Source organism: Actinophytocola sediminis (assembly GCF_054779715.1).
This window is the reverse complement of the sequence record NZ_BAAGXS010000038.1, coordinates 1-16,426: the sequence shown is the minus strand read 5'-3', so window position 1 is coordinate 16,426 and position 16,426 is coordinate 1. Positions and strand designations below refer to the sequence as shown.

At 69.1% G+C, this 16,426-nt stretch carries 14 protein-coding genes; 7 read left to right on the top strand and 7 right to left on the bottom strand.

Annotated elements, in window-relative coordinates; translation table 11 throughout:
- Positions 1–80 precede the first annotated feature (80 nt).
- The 3 genes from ACYVIP_RS23580 (at position 81) to ACYVIP_RS23570 (ending at position 4,789) form a co-directional block, all read left to right on the top strand.
- A complete protein-coding gene (locus tag ACYVIP_RS23580) occupies positions 81–1,697 on the top strand; it encodes an extracellular solute-binding protein (RefSeq protein ID WP_460399876.1) in 1,617 nt (538 codons plus the stop codon).
- A 37-nt stretch (positions 1,698–1,734) separates the two neighbouring features.
- Complete coding sequence (locus ACYVIP_RS23575) at positions 1,735–2,541, top strand: glycoside hydrolase family 16 protein (protein WP_460399874.1); 807 nt, start codon at positions 1,735–1,737, stop codon at positions 2,539–2,541.
- 64 nt (positions 2,542–2,605) lie between these two features.
- Positions 2,606–4,789, top strand: a complete 2,184-nt coding sequence (locus tag ACYVIP_RS23570; protein WP_460399872.1) for a glycoside hydrolase family 3 N-terminal domain-containing protein — start codon at positions 2,606–2,608, stop codon at positions 4,787–4,789.
- Here ACYVIP_RS23570 and ACYVIP_RS23565 read toward each other — a convergent pair.
- Positions 4,776–5,558, bottom strand: coding sequence for an SDR family NAD(P)-dependent oxidoreductase (locus tag ACYVIP_RS23565; RefSeq protein ID WP_460399870.1), 783 nt, complete (start codon positions 5,556–5,558; stop codon positions 4,776–4,778). The two genes, ACYVIP_RS23570 and ACYVIP_RS23565, sit on opposite strands and share 14 nt — an antisense overlap.
- 105 nt (positions 5,559–5,663) lie before the next feature.
- Between ACYVIP_RS23565 and ACYVIP_RS23560 the strand changes: the two genes are divergently transcribed.
- On the top strand, positions 5,664–6,239 hold the full coding sequence (locus tag ACYVIP_RS23560; RefSeq protein WP_460399868.1) for a TetR/AcrR family transcriptional regulator: 576 nt from the start codon (positions 5,664–5,666) through the stop codon (positions 6,237–6,239).
- Positions 6,240–6,423: 184 nt separating this feature from the next.
- Here the strand turns inward: ACYVIP_RS23560 and ACYVIP_RS23555 are convergent, their stop codons facing one another.
- The 5 genes from ACYVIP_RS23555 to fxlM all read right to left on the bottom strand — a co-directional run bounded on the left by ACYVIP_RS23555 (position 6,424) and on the right by fxlM (position 13,175).
- Complete coding sequence (locus tag ACYVIP_RS23555) at positions 6,424–7,407, bottom strand: thiopeptide-type bacteriocin biosynthesis protein (RefSeq protein ID WP_460399866.1); 984 nt, start codon at positions 7,405–7,407, stop codon at positions 6,424–6,426.
- Positions 7,389–8,591 (bottom strand): lanthionine synthetase C family protein, encoded by a 1,203-nt coding sequence (locus ACYVIP_RS23550; protein WP_460399864.1) that lies wholly within the window; start codon positions 8,589–8,591, stop codon positions 7,389–7,391. Before ACYVIP_RS23550 ends, ACYVIP_RS23555 begins: the two co-directional genes overlap by 19 nt.
- Positions 8,588–11,662 carry a lantibiotic dehydratase gene (locus ACYVIP_RS23545; protein WP_460399862.1) on the bottom strand — a complete coding sequence of 1,025 codons (3,075 nt, stop codon included), beginning with the start codon at positions 11,660–11,662 and terminating at the stop codon, positions 8,588–8,590. Before ACYVIP_RS23545 ends, ACYVIP_RS23550 begins: the two co-directional genes overlap by 4 nt.
- Positions 11,663–11,742: 80 nt before the next feature.
- Entirely contained in the window at positions 11,743–11,913 is a 171-nt protein-coding gene (locus tag ACYVIP_RS23540; protein ID WP_460399860.1) for an FxLD family lanthipeptide, read from the bottom strand.
- A 5-nt stretch (positions 11,914–11,918) separates the two neighbouring features.
- Positions 11,919–13,175 (bottom strand): methyltransferase, FxLD system, encoded by a 1,257-nt coding sequence (gene fxlM, locus ACYVIP_RS23535; protein WP_460400124.1) that lies wholly within the window; start codon positions 13,173–13,175, stop codon positions 11,919–11,921.
- Positions 13,176–13,494: 319 nt separating this feature from the next.
- Here fxlM and ACYVIP_RS23530 point away from each other — a divergent pair, with 319 nt between their 5' ends.
- Positions 13,495–14,355: a helix-turn-helix domain-containing protein gene (locus ACYVIP_RS23530; protein ID WP_460399858.1), complete on the top strand. Its 861-nt coding sequence runs from the start codon at positions 13,495–13,497 to the stop codon at positions 14,353–14,355.
- A complete protein-coding gene (locus tag ACYVIP_RS23525; protein ID WP_460399856.1) occupies positions 14,352–14,555 on the top strand; it encodes a DUF397 domain-containing protein in 204 nt (67 codons plus the stop codon). Before ACYVIP_RS23530 ends, ACYVIP_RS23525 begins: the two co-directional genes overlap by 4 nt.
- Before the next feature lie 92 nt (positions 14,556–14,647).
- Here the strand turns inward: ACYVIP_RS23525 and ACYVIP_RS23520 are convergent, their stop codons facing one another.
- The gene (locus ACYVIP_RS23520) at positions 14,648–15,676 is read right to left on the bottom strand and encodes an NAD-dependent epimerase/dehydratase family protein (RefSeq protein ID WP_460399854.1); all 1,029 of its coding nucleotides are present in this window, start codon (positions 15,674–15,676) and stop codon (positions 14,648–14,650) included.
- Between the two features lie 85 nt (positions 15,677–15,761).
- Between ACYVIP_RS23520 and ACYVIP_RS23515 the strand changes: the two genes are divergently transcribed.
- Positions 15,762–16,367, top strand: a complete 606-nt coding sequence (locus tag ACYVIP_RS23515) for a TetR/AcrR family transcriptional regulator (RefSeq protein WP_460399852.1) — start codon at positions 15,762–15,764, stop codon at positions 16,365–16,367.
- Positions 16,368–16,426 lie beyond the last annotated feature (59 nt).

The window sequence follows — 16,426 nt, the reverse complement described above, 5'->3', positions numbered from 1 at the left end:
ACCACTGTGATGATGCGCATCATCAACTCAATGCAAACCGCCTGAGAACGGAAGTCCTCGCCGTGACCCAGCACAGAGCTGTGAGCCGTCGCGCCTTGTTGCGCGGCATGGGCGCGATGACCCTCGCGGCCGCATCGACGTCGTTCATCTCGGCCTGCGGCGGCGGTGGCGGCACCGTCAACAGCGCCGAGGCCAACGCCGGCGTGCGGCTGCCGACCCACGTCCCCTACACCGGAGTGACCCCCGACCTGCCGGCCGGCCCGGACCTGCTGCCCGGCTTCTACCGCTACCCGGAGAACCTGGTCACCGCGATCACCAGCAAGCCGGGAGAAGGCGCCGGCCGGGTCGCCATCCTGGTCGACACGTTCACCCCGGTGCCGCCGCCGCTGGCCGACAACGCCTACTGGCAGGCGCTCAACGACCAGATCGGCGCGGAGCTGGCCTTCAACATCGTGCCGGACAGCGACTACAGCACCAAGGTGACCACGACGATCGCCGGCGGCGACCTCCCCGACATGGTGATGCTGCCGTCCTGGACCCCGGACCTGCCCGGCGTGCTGCGCGCCAAGTTCGCCGACCTGACGCCGTTCCTGTCCGGCGACGCGGTCAAGGACTACCCGTTCCTCGCGAACATCCCGGAGTTCTCCTGGCAGCCGATGGTCGCCAACGGCGGCATCTACGGGCTGCCCACCCCGAGGGCGAGCATCGGCGAGATCATGTTCGTCCGCGACGACCTGGTCGCCCAACGGTCGCTCAACCCGAAACCGGCCGACCACAAGGAGTTCATCGAGCTCTGTACCGGACTGACCGACGAGCGGGCCGGACGCTGGGCGCTTGGCGACACCGGTCTCGGCGGGGGCGGCGCGATGCTGTTCCTGTTGGAGATGTTCGGCGCGCCCAACGGCTGGACGGAGAAGGACGGCACGTTCACCAACGCCGTCGAGACCGAGGAGTACCCGGAGGCGCTCGCCGCGCTCGTCGACATGGTCCAAAAAGGACTGTTCCACCCGGACGTGTTCAGCGCGACCTTCCAGCAGGGCCGGGACTGGTTCGGCACCGGCAAGATCGCCATGAAGGTCGACGGCTACGCGGCGTGGGACATCCTGCTCAGCACCTATCAGGGCATCGAGGTCGGCGGCCTGCTCGCGCCGGCGCACGACGGCAGCGGTGATGGCCGGCACTTCACCGGCAACGGCAGCTTCGCGGTCACCGCGATCAAGAAGGGCGACGAGGCCAGGGTCAAGCAGATGCTGGCCATCGCGAACTGGATGGCGGCGCCGATCGGCACCACCGAGCACCTGTTCCGCAAGTTCGGCGTCGACGGCGTCGACCACACCATGAGCGCGGGCATCCCCTCGCTGACCGGCGCCGGCGACACCAACGTCAAGATCCCCATGCAGTACCTGGTCGACCAGGCGCCGATCCTCGGCCCCGGCGACCGCGCCGTGGTCGACAAGCAGTACGCGTTCCATCGCGAGGTCGCGCCCCGGCTGGTGCGGGACCCCACCGTCGGCCTGTACTCGCCGACCAACGCCAGCAAGGGCTCGGTGCTGTCCAAGGCACTGAACAACGCCCGCAGCGAGATCGTGCGCGGCAACCAGCCGGTGTCCGGCTGGGCCGAGGTCGTGCGCCAGTGGCGGCAGAGCGGCGGCGACCAGGTCCGCGGCGAGTTCGAGAAGGCACACACCCAGCGGTAGTGACCGGGCTCCATCCATCCAACGAAGGAGAACAGTGATGGGCAAACGAATGCGGCGGCTGCTCGTGGTGGCCGGCCTGCTGACCGCGGCGGCCTTACCGGTGACCGCGGGTACCTCCACCGCCGACCAGGTCGCCTACGACTGGGAGTACGTGTGGGGCGACACCTTCGACGGCAGCCTCAACCACCAGCGGTGGGGCGTCATCGAAGGGCTGCTGTCCCCCGGCTCCGACCAAGCCTACACCTCCGCCGCGGTCACCACCGCCAGCAGCAACCTGGTGCTGACCACCGAGAAGAAGCAGTACGGCAGCAAGGCGTACACCTCGGGCATGGTGTGGACCAAGGGCCGGTTCTCGTTCACTTACGGCAAGATCGAGATACGGGCCAAGATGCCGGTCATGGGCAAGGGCATCTGGCCCGCGCTCTGGCTGCAGGGTGACGTCACCGGCAACTGGCCGGGACCGGGCGGCAACGAGATCGACTTCGCCGAGCTGTGGAACACGCCCAGGGAGGTGCACCACGCCCTGCACTACGCCGACACCCCCAACGGCCCCGACCTCGGCGCCAGCCAGGGCTGCACGTACGAGAGCGCGGTCGACCTGTCGGCCGGCTACCACACCTACGGCCTCATCTGGGAGCCTGGACCGAAGCTGACCTACTACGTCGACGGGCAGCAGACCTGCCAGTTCACGCCGACCGGCGCCTACTTCGACAAGCCGATGCACATCATCATGAACACCGCGATCGGCGCGTCGTGGATCGGGCACCCGGACGCCAGTGTGCCGTTCCCGCAGCAGTTCCGGATCGACTACGTGCGGGTGTACCAGGACGCGAGCCTCGGCTGACCCGACGCCGGTGGCGCGCGCCCGCGCGTCACCGGCACCCCCGCCCGTGGAGAGGAACCACCGCATGAGCAGCGCCCAGGACGCCGAGCCCCGGATCAAGGACCTGCTCGGCCGGATGACCCCGGCCGAGAAGCTCGGCCAGCTCCAGCAGCTGGCCTGGGGCTGGAACACCGGGCCCGGCGGACCGGGCACCGAGACCGTCGAGGCCGCGGCGCGCGCCGGCCGGGTCGGCTCGGTGCTCAACATCAGCGACGCGGCGGCGGGCAACACGCTGCAGCGCGTCGCCGTCGAGGAATCCCGGCTGGGCATCCCGCTGCTGTACGGGCTCGACGTCATCCACGGGTACTGGACGACCTTCCCCATCCCGCTCGCGCAGGCCGCCGCGTTCGACCCGGCGGTCACCGAGACCGACGGCGCCGTGTCCGCCCGCGAGGCCAGGTCCAACGGCGTGCACTGGGCGTTCTCGCCGATGATGGACGTGACCACCGAGCCGCGCTGGGGCCGGATCGCCGAGAGCCACGGCGAGGACCCGTACCTGACCGCGCGGTACGCCGCCGCGAAGGTGCGCGGCTACCAGGGCGACGACTTACGGTCCCCGGACCGGGTCGCCGCCTGCGCCAAGCACTTCGTCGCCTACGGCGGAGCCGAGGGCGGCCGGGACTACAACACCGTCGACGTGTCCGAGCAGCGCCTGCGCAACCGCTACCTGCCGCCGTTCCTGGCCGCCGTGGACGCGGGCGCGGCCACCGTCATGGCGGCGTTCAACACGGTCAGCGGGGTGCCGGCGCACGGCAACGCGCACACGCTGACCGACATCCTCAAGACGCAGTGGGGCTTCGACGGGGTCGTGGTCAGCGACTGGGCGGGCGTCGAGGAGCTGGTCGTGCACGGTTTCGCCGCCGACCACGCCGACGCCGGCAGGCTCGCGCTGACCGCCGGGGTGGACATGGAGATGGCCAGCACCACGCTGGTCGAACACGGGCTGGAGTTGTTGGCCATCGGCCTGATCAGCGAGGAGCGACTGGACGACGCGGTGACCCGCGTGCTGCGGCTGAAGTTCCGGTTGGGCCTGTTCGACCGGCCGTACGTGGACGAGCGGGCCGCGATCGGCGAGCCGACCCCGGCGGCGCTGGCGGCGGCCCGCGACGTGGCGGCCAGGTGCATGGTGCTGCTGCGCAACGAGCCCGCGGTGCTCCCCCTCGACCCGGCGGTGGCCTCGGTCGCCGTGGTCGGCCCGTTCGCCGACTCGACCGACCTGCTCGGCACCTGGGTGCTCGGCGAGACCCAGCGACGCTTTCCCGCGCGCACCGTCCGCGCGGCCATCGGCACCGCGCTGCCGCACGCGCGGATCAGCCACGCCGAAGGGGTCCCCGCCGAGGGCCGGGACACCAGCGGCATCCCGGCGGCGGTCGCGGCCGCGCGCGCCGCCGACGTGGTGGTTGTCGTGGTCGGCGAGCCGTCGGCGATCAGCGGCGAGGCGTCCACCCGGGCCGACCTGCGCCTACCCGGCGCGCAGGAGGAGCTCATCGCGGCCGTCGCCGCCACGGGCACGCCGTACGCGGTGGTCCTGGTCGGCGGCCGGCCGCTGACCGGGGCGTGGCTGGACTCGGCGCCGGCCGTGCTGCTGGCCTGGCACCCGGGGATCGAGGCGGGCAGCGCGATCGCCGACGTGCTGACCGGCGCGGTGAACCCCGGCGGCAAGCTGCCGGTGACCTTCCCGCGCACGGTCGGGCAGGTGCCCATCTACCACAACCGGGAGAACACCGGCCGCCCCCACGATCCCGCGCGGCCGGACAACCCGTTCGTCACCGGCTACCTCGACCTCGCCGACGGCCCCCGGTTCCCGTTCGGCCACGGCCTCGGCTACACCACCTTCGACCTCGCCGAGCCGGTGCTGAGCCAGGACCGCGTCGCCGCCGGAGCGCTGCGCGACGGCGCCACGGTCGAGGTCACCGTGGCGGTGCGCAACACCGGGGACCGCGCCGGCGACGAGGTCGTCCAGCTCTACGTGCACGACCGGGTCGCGAGCATCGTGCAACCGGTGCGCAGGCTGCGTGGCTTCCGCCGGGTCCAGCTCGACGCGGGTGCCGACACGGTCGTGCGCTTCACCCTCGACGTCGAGGACCTCGGTTTCTGGACCGGCGACCCCGGCGGCCGGTTCGCCGTCGAGCCGGGCGCGGTCGACATCCACACCGGCGCCAGCTCGGCGACGACCGCCATGGGCACGCTGACCATCACACCGTCTTGATGGCGCCGCCGTCGACGAGGTACTCGTTGCCGGTCATGCTGGCGGCCTGCGGCGAGGCCAGGTAGGCGACCAGGGACGCGACCTGCTCCGGCTCCACGAGCTGGCCGGAGCGGATGCCGGACGCGGTCGCCAGGCCGGCGATCAGGTCGGCGTGCGGCACGCCCTGCGCGGCGGCGACCGCGCCGCCGAAACCGTCCGGGTCGGTCCACAGCGGGGTACGGGTCGGTCCCGGGGTGACGGTGACGACGCGGACGCCCTGGTCGCCGTACTCCTCGGCGAGTGCCTTGCCGAAGGCGTTGAGCGCGGCCTTGGCGGTGGTGTAGGGAACCGGGCCGGTGTGCGGCATTCGCGCGCCGACCGACGACACGTTGACGATCAGCCCGTTGCGGCGGACCACGCTGGGGACCGCGGCGCGGCAGGCGCGCACGGTGGAGAAGAAGTTCAGGTCGAACACCTTCCGCCAGATGTCGTCGTCGTAGTCGAAGAAGGCGCGCAGGTCGCTCGCGTCCCCGCCGCCGACGTTGTTGACCAGGATGTCGAGGTCGCCGTGCTGGTCGAGCACGGTCTCCACCAGCTCGCCCGGCCCGGCCGCGGTCGCCAGATCGGCGGTGATGACGTGCGCGCCGCTGTCGGCGAGCTCCTTCGACACCGTGCGGGCGGCGCCGACCACGGTCACCCCTTCGGCGATCAGCGTGCGCACGATGGCCAGCCCGATCCCCCGGCTGGCGCCGGTGACGAGGGCGGTCTTTCCCGTCAACCGCAGATCCATGACGACCTCCTGTTGCTGCGTCTCCCTGGTTGCAGCAAACATACGACTTGCGTCATGAGTGTCGCAAGTTGGGTCATGGTTGCGTCCGTTGCGTAGCCTTACAGCGTGACCACGCAGCGACGACCCATGCGCGCGGACACCGAGCTGACCGTGCGCACCATCCTGGAAGCCGCCGAGCGGGTCCTGCGCGCCAATCCGGCCGCCACCATTGAGCAGGTCGCCGAGGCCGCCGGCGTCGCCCGCACCACCGTCCACCGGCGCTTCGCCACCCGCGACGCCCTGCTCGACGCGTTGGCCGCCTGGGCGACCGCACAGTTCCACGCCGCCATCGACGCCGCCAGGCCCGAGTCCACGCCACCGTTGATCGCCATGTACCAGGTGACCGCCAACGTGCTGAAGGTCAAGCTCAGCTGGAAGTTCGCCATGAGCCAGACCGCCGCCACCGACCCGGTCACGGCCCGCCTGCATGCGGGCGTGCTGACCAGATGCGAGGACCTGCTCCGCCGGGCACAGGACATCGGCCTGATCCGCGCCGAGGTCGACGTGGTGTGGGCCCGCCGCGTCTATCACGCCCTCTTCGACATGGCCAGCGAGGACGACAACACCGACGTGGACGCCGTGGCCACCGCGATCGTGCACACCCTGCTACACGGAATCGGCACCGACGCCGCCCAGCTCTGACCGCGCGGGACGCGCCGGGTTCGGCACGATCCCCCGCTCGATGAGGCTGTTCGCGGTGTCGTGATTATCGGTATCGCCACCGTCATCGCCGCAGCAGTAGCCATCTTCACCTGGCTGAAGTGGACGCCTTGGCGCTAGACACCGAGCTGTTGCCGGCGGGCTAGATGGTTGCTGGTTTGCCGCTCTACTCAGGGAGCGTCCCTAATATCGCGGCACCTGCCGCGGCGGCGAGGATGCTCTGGGTTCGGACGTGCAGCCCGAGGCGATTCCAGTGAAAGATCACCAGGTAGCTGATGATTTCGCGGAGTCCTCGCCGCAGGGTGCCCTCGCGTGCGGCGACGCCGAGTGCGTGGCCGCCTTGGCGGAACCCATCGATCCAACTGGCCGAGGAAGCGAGTGGGCGGGCCTCGCCGAGTAGCGGGCCGCCGGGCGTGGTGTCAATGAGCAGCAGTTCCTTGACTTCGGCGGCCAGCGCGGTGATCTTGTCGGCCGGCACGTCGGTCAGGTGCGGGCGCTCCTGGTTGACGCGGTCCCAGACGTCGCCTTGCTCGTACCACTCCAGGTTGGCGGCGCGCATGAGCGTGGCGCACAGCAGCAGGGAGAGTTCCCGGCGACCTAGCGCGGGTTGATCGCTGCCGAGCATGGCAAGAATGGCGTTGCTGTCAACGCAGAACAGGTCGTGGGCTATCTCCACGCCATGCACGCCACCGAACGCGGCGGTCTCCGCTTCGTAGATACCGGACCACCACCTGCTGATCTGATCATAGGTGGTGAGTTGATCGAGTTCGGCAGAGAGGTCTGCGTCGATCGCACGTCCAGCCCGACCCGGTCGCAGCCGAAGTCGCCAACAAGGCGACTTCCGCATGAACCACCACGCGGTGACTGCGCCGCTGGCTTCGGCGCGTCGCAGGAGTGGCGCCAGGTGTTCGGCGGCGGCCCGCTCGGCTCCGTCCCAGTCGGAGAACTGGATGTAGACCTGCCACCAGTCCGACTCGGTCTGACCGTTGAGTGCGTGTCGGCCGGCCTGCTGGTAGACCTCGACGGCGTCGGCCAGCTCTGAGGCTTGCATGCCTGCGGTCTGGGCAGCGTCGGTCAGCGGCGTGCCGGTGATGACGTTCACGACGGCGGTTTCGATGATCTCGACGGTCCTTATGTGATCAGCAGGCATGCGTCCCATCCCGAGATCGGTGCGGAGTTGTGCGCGGCGGTGCGTGTTGCGAGGGCGAGTCCGGCGATGCCGGCGAGGAGGCCGGGAGCGTCCTGGGCTTCGGCAGCGTGGCTGGTGAGCGATTCGGCCAGGTGCGGCAGGTGGTGGCCGATCTCGGGGGTTAGCGCGTCCTGAGCCGCTCGCCAGACGGTCTGGTACAGCCCGGCCCAGCCGTGGCACAGACCGATGTCGGTGATGCCGGCGAGTTGGTCGGCGTCGGACAGGCACGCCACGATTGCGCGCTCGGCCGAGCGCTGCCGTGTCGTGTCGCCGGTGGCGATAGCGGCGATCTGCTGGGCGCGGGCGATGCCGGGTGTTCCGTAGCACCAGCTCGGCCGGAACGGGCCGCGTTGCCGTGACGTTCCGGTAGCCAACTCATCTCGGGTGATCCACTCCGGCCACCAGGAGCCACGTTCGTCGTCATGCCGCCAGTGGTCCAGGTAGGCGCAGATCGCCGCGATCGCCTCGCGGTGTCCCTCTACGGTTACGCCGGACCGTAGGGCGGTGCCGAGGAAAGCCAGTACGCCCGAGATGCCGTGTGCCACGCCGTGGTTGGCGTGACCGCCGGGTGTGGGCAGAGTCATGTCCGGATCGCGAGTGACCCACCAACCGGGAAGGCCGTCAACGCGCGGCGCGGTGAGATGGACGAGGTAGTCGAGAATGCGACCGACCGCGTCGGTTCCAGGCGCGCACCGGAGCAGGAGCTGTCCGATTCCGGTCAGGCCGGAGACCAGGTCGTACTCGACGATCGTCGTTGCTTCGCCGCGCCGAGCACGCGCCGTGGCCGCGTCGACCCGTCGATGTGCCAACGCGGCGACGTGGGAGTCCACGGTGGACAGCGCGTGGTGGTAGCGGTGGGCGTGGTCCGCTTCGGCAGCGTGCAGGATGAACGAGATGGCCGGCGCGCCGAGGTAGAGACCAGTGTCGTCGGCCGCACTGATCCCTCGGGCGGTCGCCGTGCTCACCCATGCGTGCGCCGTGCTCCACGGTCCTACGCCCGCGAGAGCACGCTCGATGTGCACGAGGGCGATCCCGGCAGCGCCCAGGGCGAGAGACTGTTCTCGCCCGGTGTTGTCATCGGTGCCGCGATTGGGTGTCGTCAGCGCCCCGGCGAGCGTCTCCGCGACTTGGGCAGCATCGTTCATGGCCGCGAGCTGGCCTGCCCGCTGAGGGCGAGCCGGCGTTGAGCAACGGCACGGGCAAGGCGGTTGGTGACCTTCTCCACGCCCGCATCGACACTGACGGCCCGAAGGTGGTGCTCGTGCAGGAGCGTGCGCAGCACCAACCGGCCATCACGGTCCCGGAGAAATCTGTCGCGGTACGCGGCGAGTGCTGCGCGGCGCTGGTCCCACACGCGCGTCACGATCTGACCATCATGGCGCTTCTGAAGACCAACCAGGCCGTCGGCATCGACCAGCCCCAGCGTCGCCACGCTGAGATCCGGGTCCACCTTGCCCTGCTCTTGCGGGAGCAGATCGAGCAACCCGCGTAACCCGGCCTCCTGGCTCGCGAACAACGAGGCGGCCAGGTCTGCCAGGGACGCCGCAGCGATCGCCTGGGTAGGCGTCCCACTGCGGGTTGCCCACCAGAGTTGGGCGATGGCTGCTGCCGAGTCCGTGGCCAACATCTGTTCGGCGGCGTCCTGCGCTTCAGTGCCGTGGCCGAACACACCCAGCGGCGGTCGATGTGCGGCGAAACCGAGGTCAGCGAGCAACCCCGTCGAGCGGAGATGTGCCGCCCACTCCGAGAGCCGAACAACAATGGTCCCGAAGTCCTCCGCCGTCCTGAGTCGCAGGCACAACACCACGTGCTGGTCACTGTCAGGACGGGCAGGGTCGTGATGGCGCCAGAACCACCACCGCACCACAGGAACGTCCGCGTCGCTGAACAGTCGCGGCAGCTCGTTGAGGATGTCGTCGAAGCGCAGCGGATGGCCGTGAAGGTGAGCGCGCACCAGGGGCGAGGTCCCTGGGAGTAGGGCGTCCGTTCGGGCAACGGTACGCAGCGGCGCATTCCACGGGCGGAGTTGCGTCGTGGTGCTCGGGACGGCGGTGAGCGGGATGACCAGTTCGCAGGTTCGGCCGCCTGCCCATGCTCGCCCATCGTCCGGGCCGGATTCACGTAGCTCGACCATTCCGGTGCGGTCGCGCTGCATGCGGGTACGTAACAGCGTCCGGTCCCGACGATCGCCCAGGTTGATCGGCAAGCGGAGGTCGCTCTCGCACAACACGACGTTCGAAGGAACGCTCCACCGTTCGCACCACGTACTCAGTGCGTCGTCCCACAGGGGTGTGGCAGCCGGCCCAGAGGGGAGGTCGGTGCTCTTGACGAGCCACCTGGCTGCGGACAACACAACGCGGCCGTAACGGATGCGCGGGTGGAACGGCAGATCGTGGGCGGCTCCGAACCCGATCGGTCCAAATGCGCCACACCGCGCGGACGCCACCTCGGCGAGAAACCGCACCAGCGGCGGGGTTTGCGTGGTGGTTTCGAGCGCGTGCAGGCTGTGCGGTTGGACCAGTTCCCCGGTCGAGATCCGCACCAGGGACATCCTCGTCGTGTCAGCGGTGACCGCGAGATCGTCCAGCGGGATGACGGTCTCGTCGTCACTTTGGTGCTCCCCCAAGGGGATCACGAAAGGCAGCAGTCGAGGCGCGCGAGTGATGTTCTCGTTGTGCTCACGGCGGGGTGGAAACGACAGTTGCGCGGCAATGGTGTTCTCATCAGCCGGTGTGTACGTCGCGGCCAGGCGTCGCTGGTCCTCGTCGGGCAGCAGATAGGCAAACCGTCCGGCCATGCTGTTGGCATGCATGGGCGCTCCGGTAAGCCAGAGTTGGAACTGGCCGTGCTCCAACGCGTCGACAGAGGCGGCGAAGAGCTGAAAGGCCAGCTCGACGCGTGGAGGCGGAACCAGCTTCGTATGGTCGCCGGCCCTCAGGTCGCCGATGGTCCGCTCGGTCAAGGTGACCTCGGTACGGCCCTCGATGATCGCTTCCTGGATCAGCGCCTGCAAGGTGACATCGCGTTCTGTCAACAGGTGCGCGGTGCGTGGCCGGGCCGCGCCGAGGAACCCGGCGGGATACCCGAGGCCGGAATCGGCGACCACGTCGCGCATGGCGACCACCGCGCCGACGCCGTACCGGTCGAGGAACCGGGTGTGAAAGTCCTTCCAGGCCGGGTCTCCGAACGGAAACGGCGTGAGCCGCAACAACGCCGACGCGGCGACCTCCGCCTCGTGTAAGACCGCCTCGGGAATCGTGACCCTGCCGGCGACCGCCAGGTCCACAGCCAGCACCCGGCCGGGTGCGTCCCGCACTGTGCGCATCCGGTCCGCAACGTTCTCCAGGACCAAGGAGTAGTCCGAGGGGAACGCCCAGGTTCTGAGCGAGCACAGCTCCTCGTGGATCGCGCCGAGCTGGTGGACTACGTCCGCGAGGTCGGGCAGATCGTCGGCACCGACGGCGTCCAGCTCGGCGACGAGATGCGCCAGCGGATCGAAAGCCGTCATCGGGGCCCGCAGGCTGGTGATCAAGGCGCGGCTGGCGACCAGATCGGCAAGGAGGCGTCGAACCTTGTCCGGTCCGGCGTCAGGGAACCGCTGCCCGACGCGTTCGGCCAGATCGGCGACGAGAACCGGCTTGGCCGCCCCTGCCAAGGCGACTGCCACCGCGTTGGTGTGCCGAACAGATGCGTCCAACGCCGCACCACGATGCGGTTGGCGTTCGTCGGGCCGTGCTGGGACCACGAACCGGTCACCGCGTAGGAATCCGGCGTCGTTGAGGACAATGGGCAGGCGTAGCAGCAGCTCGGGGTGCCGTTCAAGGCTGTCGATGATCTCGCCCAACCATCGCGCGTCCGCGCGCGCCACCACCTTGTGTTCCTCGCTGAGTTGCGCGGACGGCGGCGAGCCCGCGGACGCGGCGGCCACCCCGGCGAACAGACCGAACGGGGTGGCGCGCCGCTGCCAGCGTCGTAGGTAGGAGAAGGTGGTGATCAGCACGCGCCGTAGCTGACTGACGTCGACCCGGTCGCCGGCGACGATGGCGTCGACGTGGTGGGACAACGCCGTGCTGGCAACTCTCAACGCCGTCCGGATCTCGGTGCGTCGCCAGAGGTGTTCCAGCCACGTTCGGCCCTCGTCGAGGGCGCCTTCGGTGTCGAGGTCGAGTGTGTCGGGCAGTTCCAAGTCGCCCGGGTCGGTGCTGGCGCGTGCCATCACCACACCCGTGTGTCGGAACAGCATCCGCCTCGTACCCACCGCCCGCCTCCCGTCCTACCGGCTTCTGTCGCTCAGTGTCAGAGCGGTTCGGTGACGTTGCTCGTGCAGGCGCTTCCGCAGGTCGATCCCCCGCAGTTGTCGTCGGTGGCGCACGACAATTTGGCGAGCGGAAGGCTGTCCTCGATCACCCGCACATCGAGTGCGAACTCGTCGACCTCGACAGCGGGTTGGGTGAGGGCCAGGATCATGCTGATCACTCTCCTTGTGGTTCCTCCTGGTTGCCCTGGCCGGTCGCGACGGTGGTCGCCGGTGGCCAGGAGATCGTGACGCGGTGGTGCCGCTTGTCGATGACCAAACCCTCAGGAAGTTGGTCGTCGGGCGTGCTGTGGGGCCAAATGCGAAAGGTCGGGCCAGGGCCGTGGCGTTGCTCGCGATCCCAGACACGCACCTGCTCGGCCATCGTTTCGGCGACCTCGGCGGCGTGCGGGCCGAACGCGTGCGCACCGAACTCGGAGCTGCCGGGTTCCACCCTGCGCGTGGTCAGGTAGGCGAGCGAGTCGCCCACAATCACCGCTGAGTCGAACCACATATGGTCGTCGTCGACCAGAACGGATCGCTCGTCGGCGTCCGCGTGCAGCTTGCCGAAACCGGGGAACACCGTGGCCAGCCAGAGTTGTAGCGTCTCGAACGACTCCATGCCGCCGATCGTCACGCCGGACCACGCCTCGGCGCGTTCGGTGCCGAGAACACCCTCCAGAACGGGCACCTGGTCACCGGGGCAGCCGTCGTCGAACCGCACCTCGGCTCTGGTACCGCGCAACGGCACCGACTGCGCCACGTTCGCGCCCGCGCCCTGCATGGGAACAAAGCCGCAGATCGTGGCCGATCGGCTCACCAGATGATCGCCCTCGCGCTCAAGCTCCAGCGAGCGCGTCAATCCGCGCATCCGCAACGGGACCACCAGCCGCCCGCCCAGGGAGAGCTGGTCTATCCACGCCGGGGGAATGTCCCACGCACCGACCGTGACGATGATCCGGTCATACGGGGCGTCCTCGGCGAAACCGTGCTCAGCGTCGGCGAGAACGACATTCACCCGGTCGAAGCCGGCCGCGTCCAGGAGCCGTCGCGCCCGTGCGGTCACGTCCGAGTCGATGTCGACCGTGGTGACCCGGCCCCCCGGGTCTGCCAGCCAGCTCATCATGGCGGCGTTCACGCCACCGGACCCGATTTCCAGTGCTGACATTCCCGGACGGATGTCCGCCTGCTCCAGCATGGTGCTCTGCAACTGCGGTGACGAAACCGTACTGACCGGCCGGCCCTCGTCGTCCCGCTTCACGTGCACCGCGTCGCGCGGTTTGTAGGCGGCCTCCAGCGACGCCTCCGGGGTGAACAGATGCCGGGGTACCGCCCGGAACACCTCGGCGACCCGGTTGCTTCGAACCGCCCCCATCTCACGCAGCTCACCGATCATCGCTTCTCGCAACTCGGCGGCCTGCGAACCATCAACCATCGTCATACTACGAACAGTAGCCACATGACTACACCTCTCAATCGAGAGTCTCGGGGTCCGGTCACTGCGTTGTCCATGCGCTTGTCACGTTCACCGGCGGGCGGTTGTCGAGGTCGACGACGACCCGCGTGACGGCCACTTGCCTACCAGTGACCGGGAGCCCCGTATGCCCTACTCCTAAAATGGACTTCTATTTTTCTCCACTGATCAGGACAATACGTTATGGACTTCTAATTTGGAAGCGATCCGATCGGATGAACGAGATTGCAACTATCGATGTAGATGTCCAATATGGACGCGACCGAACGAGGAGGCAGACGTGGCGTCACCGACCCTGCAACGGCGGCGGCTCGGGATCGCCCTCAAGCGCGCCCGCGACCAGGCCACCAAGACCCAGGATGAGGCCGCCGAGGTGATCGAGGCGGCGTCCAGCAAGATCAGCCGGATCGAGAACGGCGAGTCAGGGCTGAAGATCACGGACCTGAACGCACTGATCGACTTCTACGGCATCGGTGGCGACGAGGCGGTTCGACTCCGCGACCTCGCCCGGTCGGGCCGCAAGCGAGGTCGGTGGAGCGCCTATCGGAACGTCACGCCTAACTGGTTTCGTGACTATCTCGACCTGGAGGACGACGCCACGGGTATTCGCTGGTACCAGCCCGAGGTCATTCCCGGCGTGCTCCAGACCGAGGCGTACATCCGCGCTGTTTACGCCGCTCAGCGCTCGTCAGACGACGAGTTGAAGCGGCTCGTTCAGGCGCGGATCGACCGCCAGGACGTGCTCAAGCGGGACGACGCCGAGCGGTTCTTCATCCTCAGCGAGTCCGCCATCCGCCGAATCGTCGGAGGGCGGGCGCTGATGGCTGACCAGCTCAAACACGTCGCCGAACTGGCTGAACTCGGCACCATCGACGTACAGGTGCTCCCGTTCGACGCCCAGACCTTCAGCCTGGCGGCCTTCGCCTTCATCATGCTGCGGTTCGAGCACGACGCCAGCACAGACGTGATCTACCTGGAGGACTACACCGACTCCGTCCTGCTCGACCAACCGGAGGACGTCCGCGCATACAATGCGCTGTGGAACCGCATGTCGGCGGCAGCCCTCGGCCCCGCCGAGTCACAGGACCGGCTGCGGGAACTTGCCGCCGAGTACCTCTCAGCCGAAATGAGCAAGACATGATCACCCCGGACCTCTCCAGCATGGTGTGGCGGAAGAGCAGCTACAGCACTGAGAACGGGGGCGCGTGCGTTGAGGTGGGGACGCTACCGACTGGCGCCGCGGTACGGGACTCGAAAAACCCGAACGGTGGCATGCTCCTGCTTACCAGCACTGCCTGGGGTCAACTACATACCACTGCGGAGCGGGTCCACCAACACTGAGGGCTGAGAAAGCACACGCGACGACGGGGCAGCTTCGGCCGCCCCGTTCTCACGTCTCGGGCCGGTCGCGGATACGATCGTGCACACCCTGGCTACGCCGGATCAGCACCGACGCCGCCCAGCTCTGACCGCGCGGGACGCGCCGGGTTCGGCACGATCCCCCGCTCGACGAGGCTGTTCGCGGTGTCGATGATGGTGTCGCGCACCGGCCGCATGGTCCAGCCCAGCTCGGCGCGGGCCTTGTCCGAGGTGACCTGTTCCCGCAGCCCCAACAGCCCCAGCGCCACCCGGACCGACGGGTCGAACAGGGCCACGAGCCGCAGCAGCGGCGTCGGCAGGTAACCCGTCGGCACGCGGTAGCCGCGCGGCGCGAACTCCGCCGCCAGCACGGCAGCGATCTCCCGCATCCACAGGTGGTCGCCGGCCAGGATGTACCGGTTGCCCGGCGCGACCGGCGACTCCATGGCGAGCCGGTGCCCGGCCGCCACGTCCCGCACGTCCACCAGTGAGAAGCCCATCTTCGGCGACCCCGGCACGTCCCGCGTCAGCAGCCGGCGCACCAACTCCACCGACGTGCTCATGCCCGGCCCGGCCAGCGGGCCGAGCACCGTCCCGGGGTTCACCGCGACCAGCTCCAGCCCTGACTCGCGCGCGAAGTCCCACGCCGCCCGCTCGGCCAGGGTCTTGCTCCTCGCGTACGCCGGGCTGCGGTCCGCGTCGGACCAGTCGGCCTCGGTGCGCACGCGCTGGTCGTGGTGCCCGCTCACGATCGCGGCGACCGACGAGGTCAGCACGACCCGCCGCACGCCGGCGTCCGCCGCCGCCCGCAGCACCCGCAGCGTCCCGTCGACCGCCGGCCGCACCAGCTCGTCGGCCGACTTCGGCACCTCGGCGGGGAACGGCGAGGCCACGTGCAGCACGTAGTCGCAGCCCGCCACCGCCTCCGCCCAGCCGGCGTCGGCCGCCAGGTCGGCCATGACCACATCGTCCAGCCCGTCGTCCAGCCCGTCGACCGGCCGGCGCGCGGTCCCCCGTACCGCGTAGCCGTGCGCGGTCAGGTCGGCGATCACCTGCCGCGCGATGAACCCGGTCGCGCCCGTCACCAACACCCGCTCAGTCATGGCGATCCCCTATCTGTACACCGTTCAGATTATCTAAGCACTGTATATATGAGGGGTATGGCTCAGGCAACCTAGGCTTCGTCGCATGACCAGGACGAACTACCACCACGGCGCGCTGCGGGAGGCCCTGCTGACGGCGACCATCGAGCTGATCGAGTCCGATGGCATCGGCGCGGTGAGCCTGCGGCGGGTGGCCAGGGCCGCCGGGGTGAGTCCTGGCGCGCCGTACCACCACTTCGCCGACCGCGCGGCGCTGCTGGCCGCGCTGTCCGACGAGGGCTACCGGCGCCTGGCGATCGCGCTACGGGACGCCAGGGGCGCGGCGGCGACCCTGGACCGGGCGCTGGCCGCGATCGTCGAGGAGTACGTGCTGTTCGCGAGCCGGCACCCGGCCTACTTCCAGGTGATGTTCCGCCCGGAGCTGAAGACCTCCCACAAGAGCCAGCAGGACGCGGAGTTCGGCACGGACGCGTTCGCGGTCCTGGAGGGCACCGTGGACGAGTGCATCACCGCCGGGGTGCTCAAGCCGGTCGACCGGGACGTGCTGACCCTCATGCTGTGGAGCCTGGTCCACGGGCTGGCGTCCCTGTGGCTGGACGGCCAGTTGGCCGACCGCACCGACGACCCGGAAGCACTCACCCGCCAGGTCGCCAACCTGGTCGCCGCGTACATGACCCACCCAGAGCCCTGAATGCCTCATTCAGGACGCTCAACCTGGATCCACCGAAGATCTTGGTGTGTTGATCGTGT

Bases quoted from the DNA above. Each gene is read 5' to 3' on its own strand.
- ACYVIP_RS23575 (WP_460399874.1), top strand. From the start codon at position 1,735: ATGGGCAAACGAATGCGGCGGCTGCTCGTGGTGGCCGGCCTGCTGACC.
- ACYVIP_RS23570 (WP_460399872.1), top strand. From the start codon at position 2,606: ATGAGCAGCGCCCAGGACGCCGAGCCCCGGATCAAGGACCTGCTCGGC.
- ACYVIP_RS23565 (WP_460399870.1), bottom strand. From the start codon at position 5,558: ATGGATCTGCGGTTGACGGGAAAGACCGCCCTCGTCACCGGCGCCAGC.
- ACYVIP_RS23555 (WP_460399866.1), bottom strand. From the start codon at position 7,407: ATGCCTGCTGATCACATAAGGACCGTCGAGATCATCGAAACCGCCGTC.
- ACYVIP_RS23550 (WP_460399864.1), bottom strand. From the start codon at position 8,591: ATGAACGATGCTGCCCAAGTCGCGGAGACGCTCGCCGGGGCGCTGACG.
- ACYVIP_RS23545 (WP_460399862.1), bottom strand. From the start codon at position 11,662: ATGGCACGCGCCAGCACCGACCCGGGCGACTTGGAACTGCCCGACACA.
- ACYVIP_RS23540 (WP_460399860.1), bottom strand. From the start codon at position 11,913: ATGATCCTGGCCCTCACCCAACCCGCTGTCGAGGTCGACGAGTTCGCA.
- fxlM (WP_460400124.1), bottom strand. From the start codon at position 13,175: ATGGTTGATGGTTCGCAGGCCGCCGAGTTGCGAGAAGCGATGATCGGT.
- ACYVIP_RS23525 (WP_460399856.1), top strand. From the start codon at position 14,352: ATGATCACCCCGGACCTCTCCAGCATGGTGTGGCGGAAGAGCAGCTAC.
- ACYVIP_RS23520 (WP_460399854.1), bottom strand. From the start codon at position 15,676: ATGACTGAGCGGGTGTTGGTGACGGGCGCGACCGGGTTCATCGCGCGG.
- ACYVIP_RS23515 (WP_460399852.1), top strand. From the start codon at position 15,762: ATGACCAGGACGAACTACCACCACGGCGCGCTGCGGGAGGCCCTGCTG.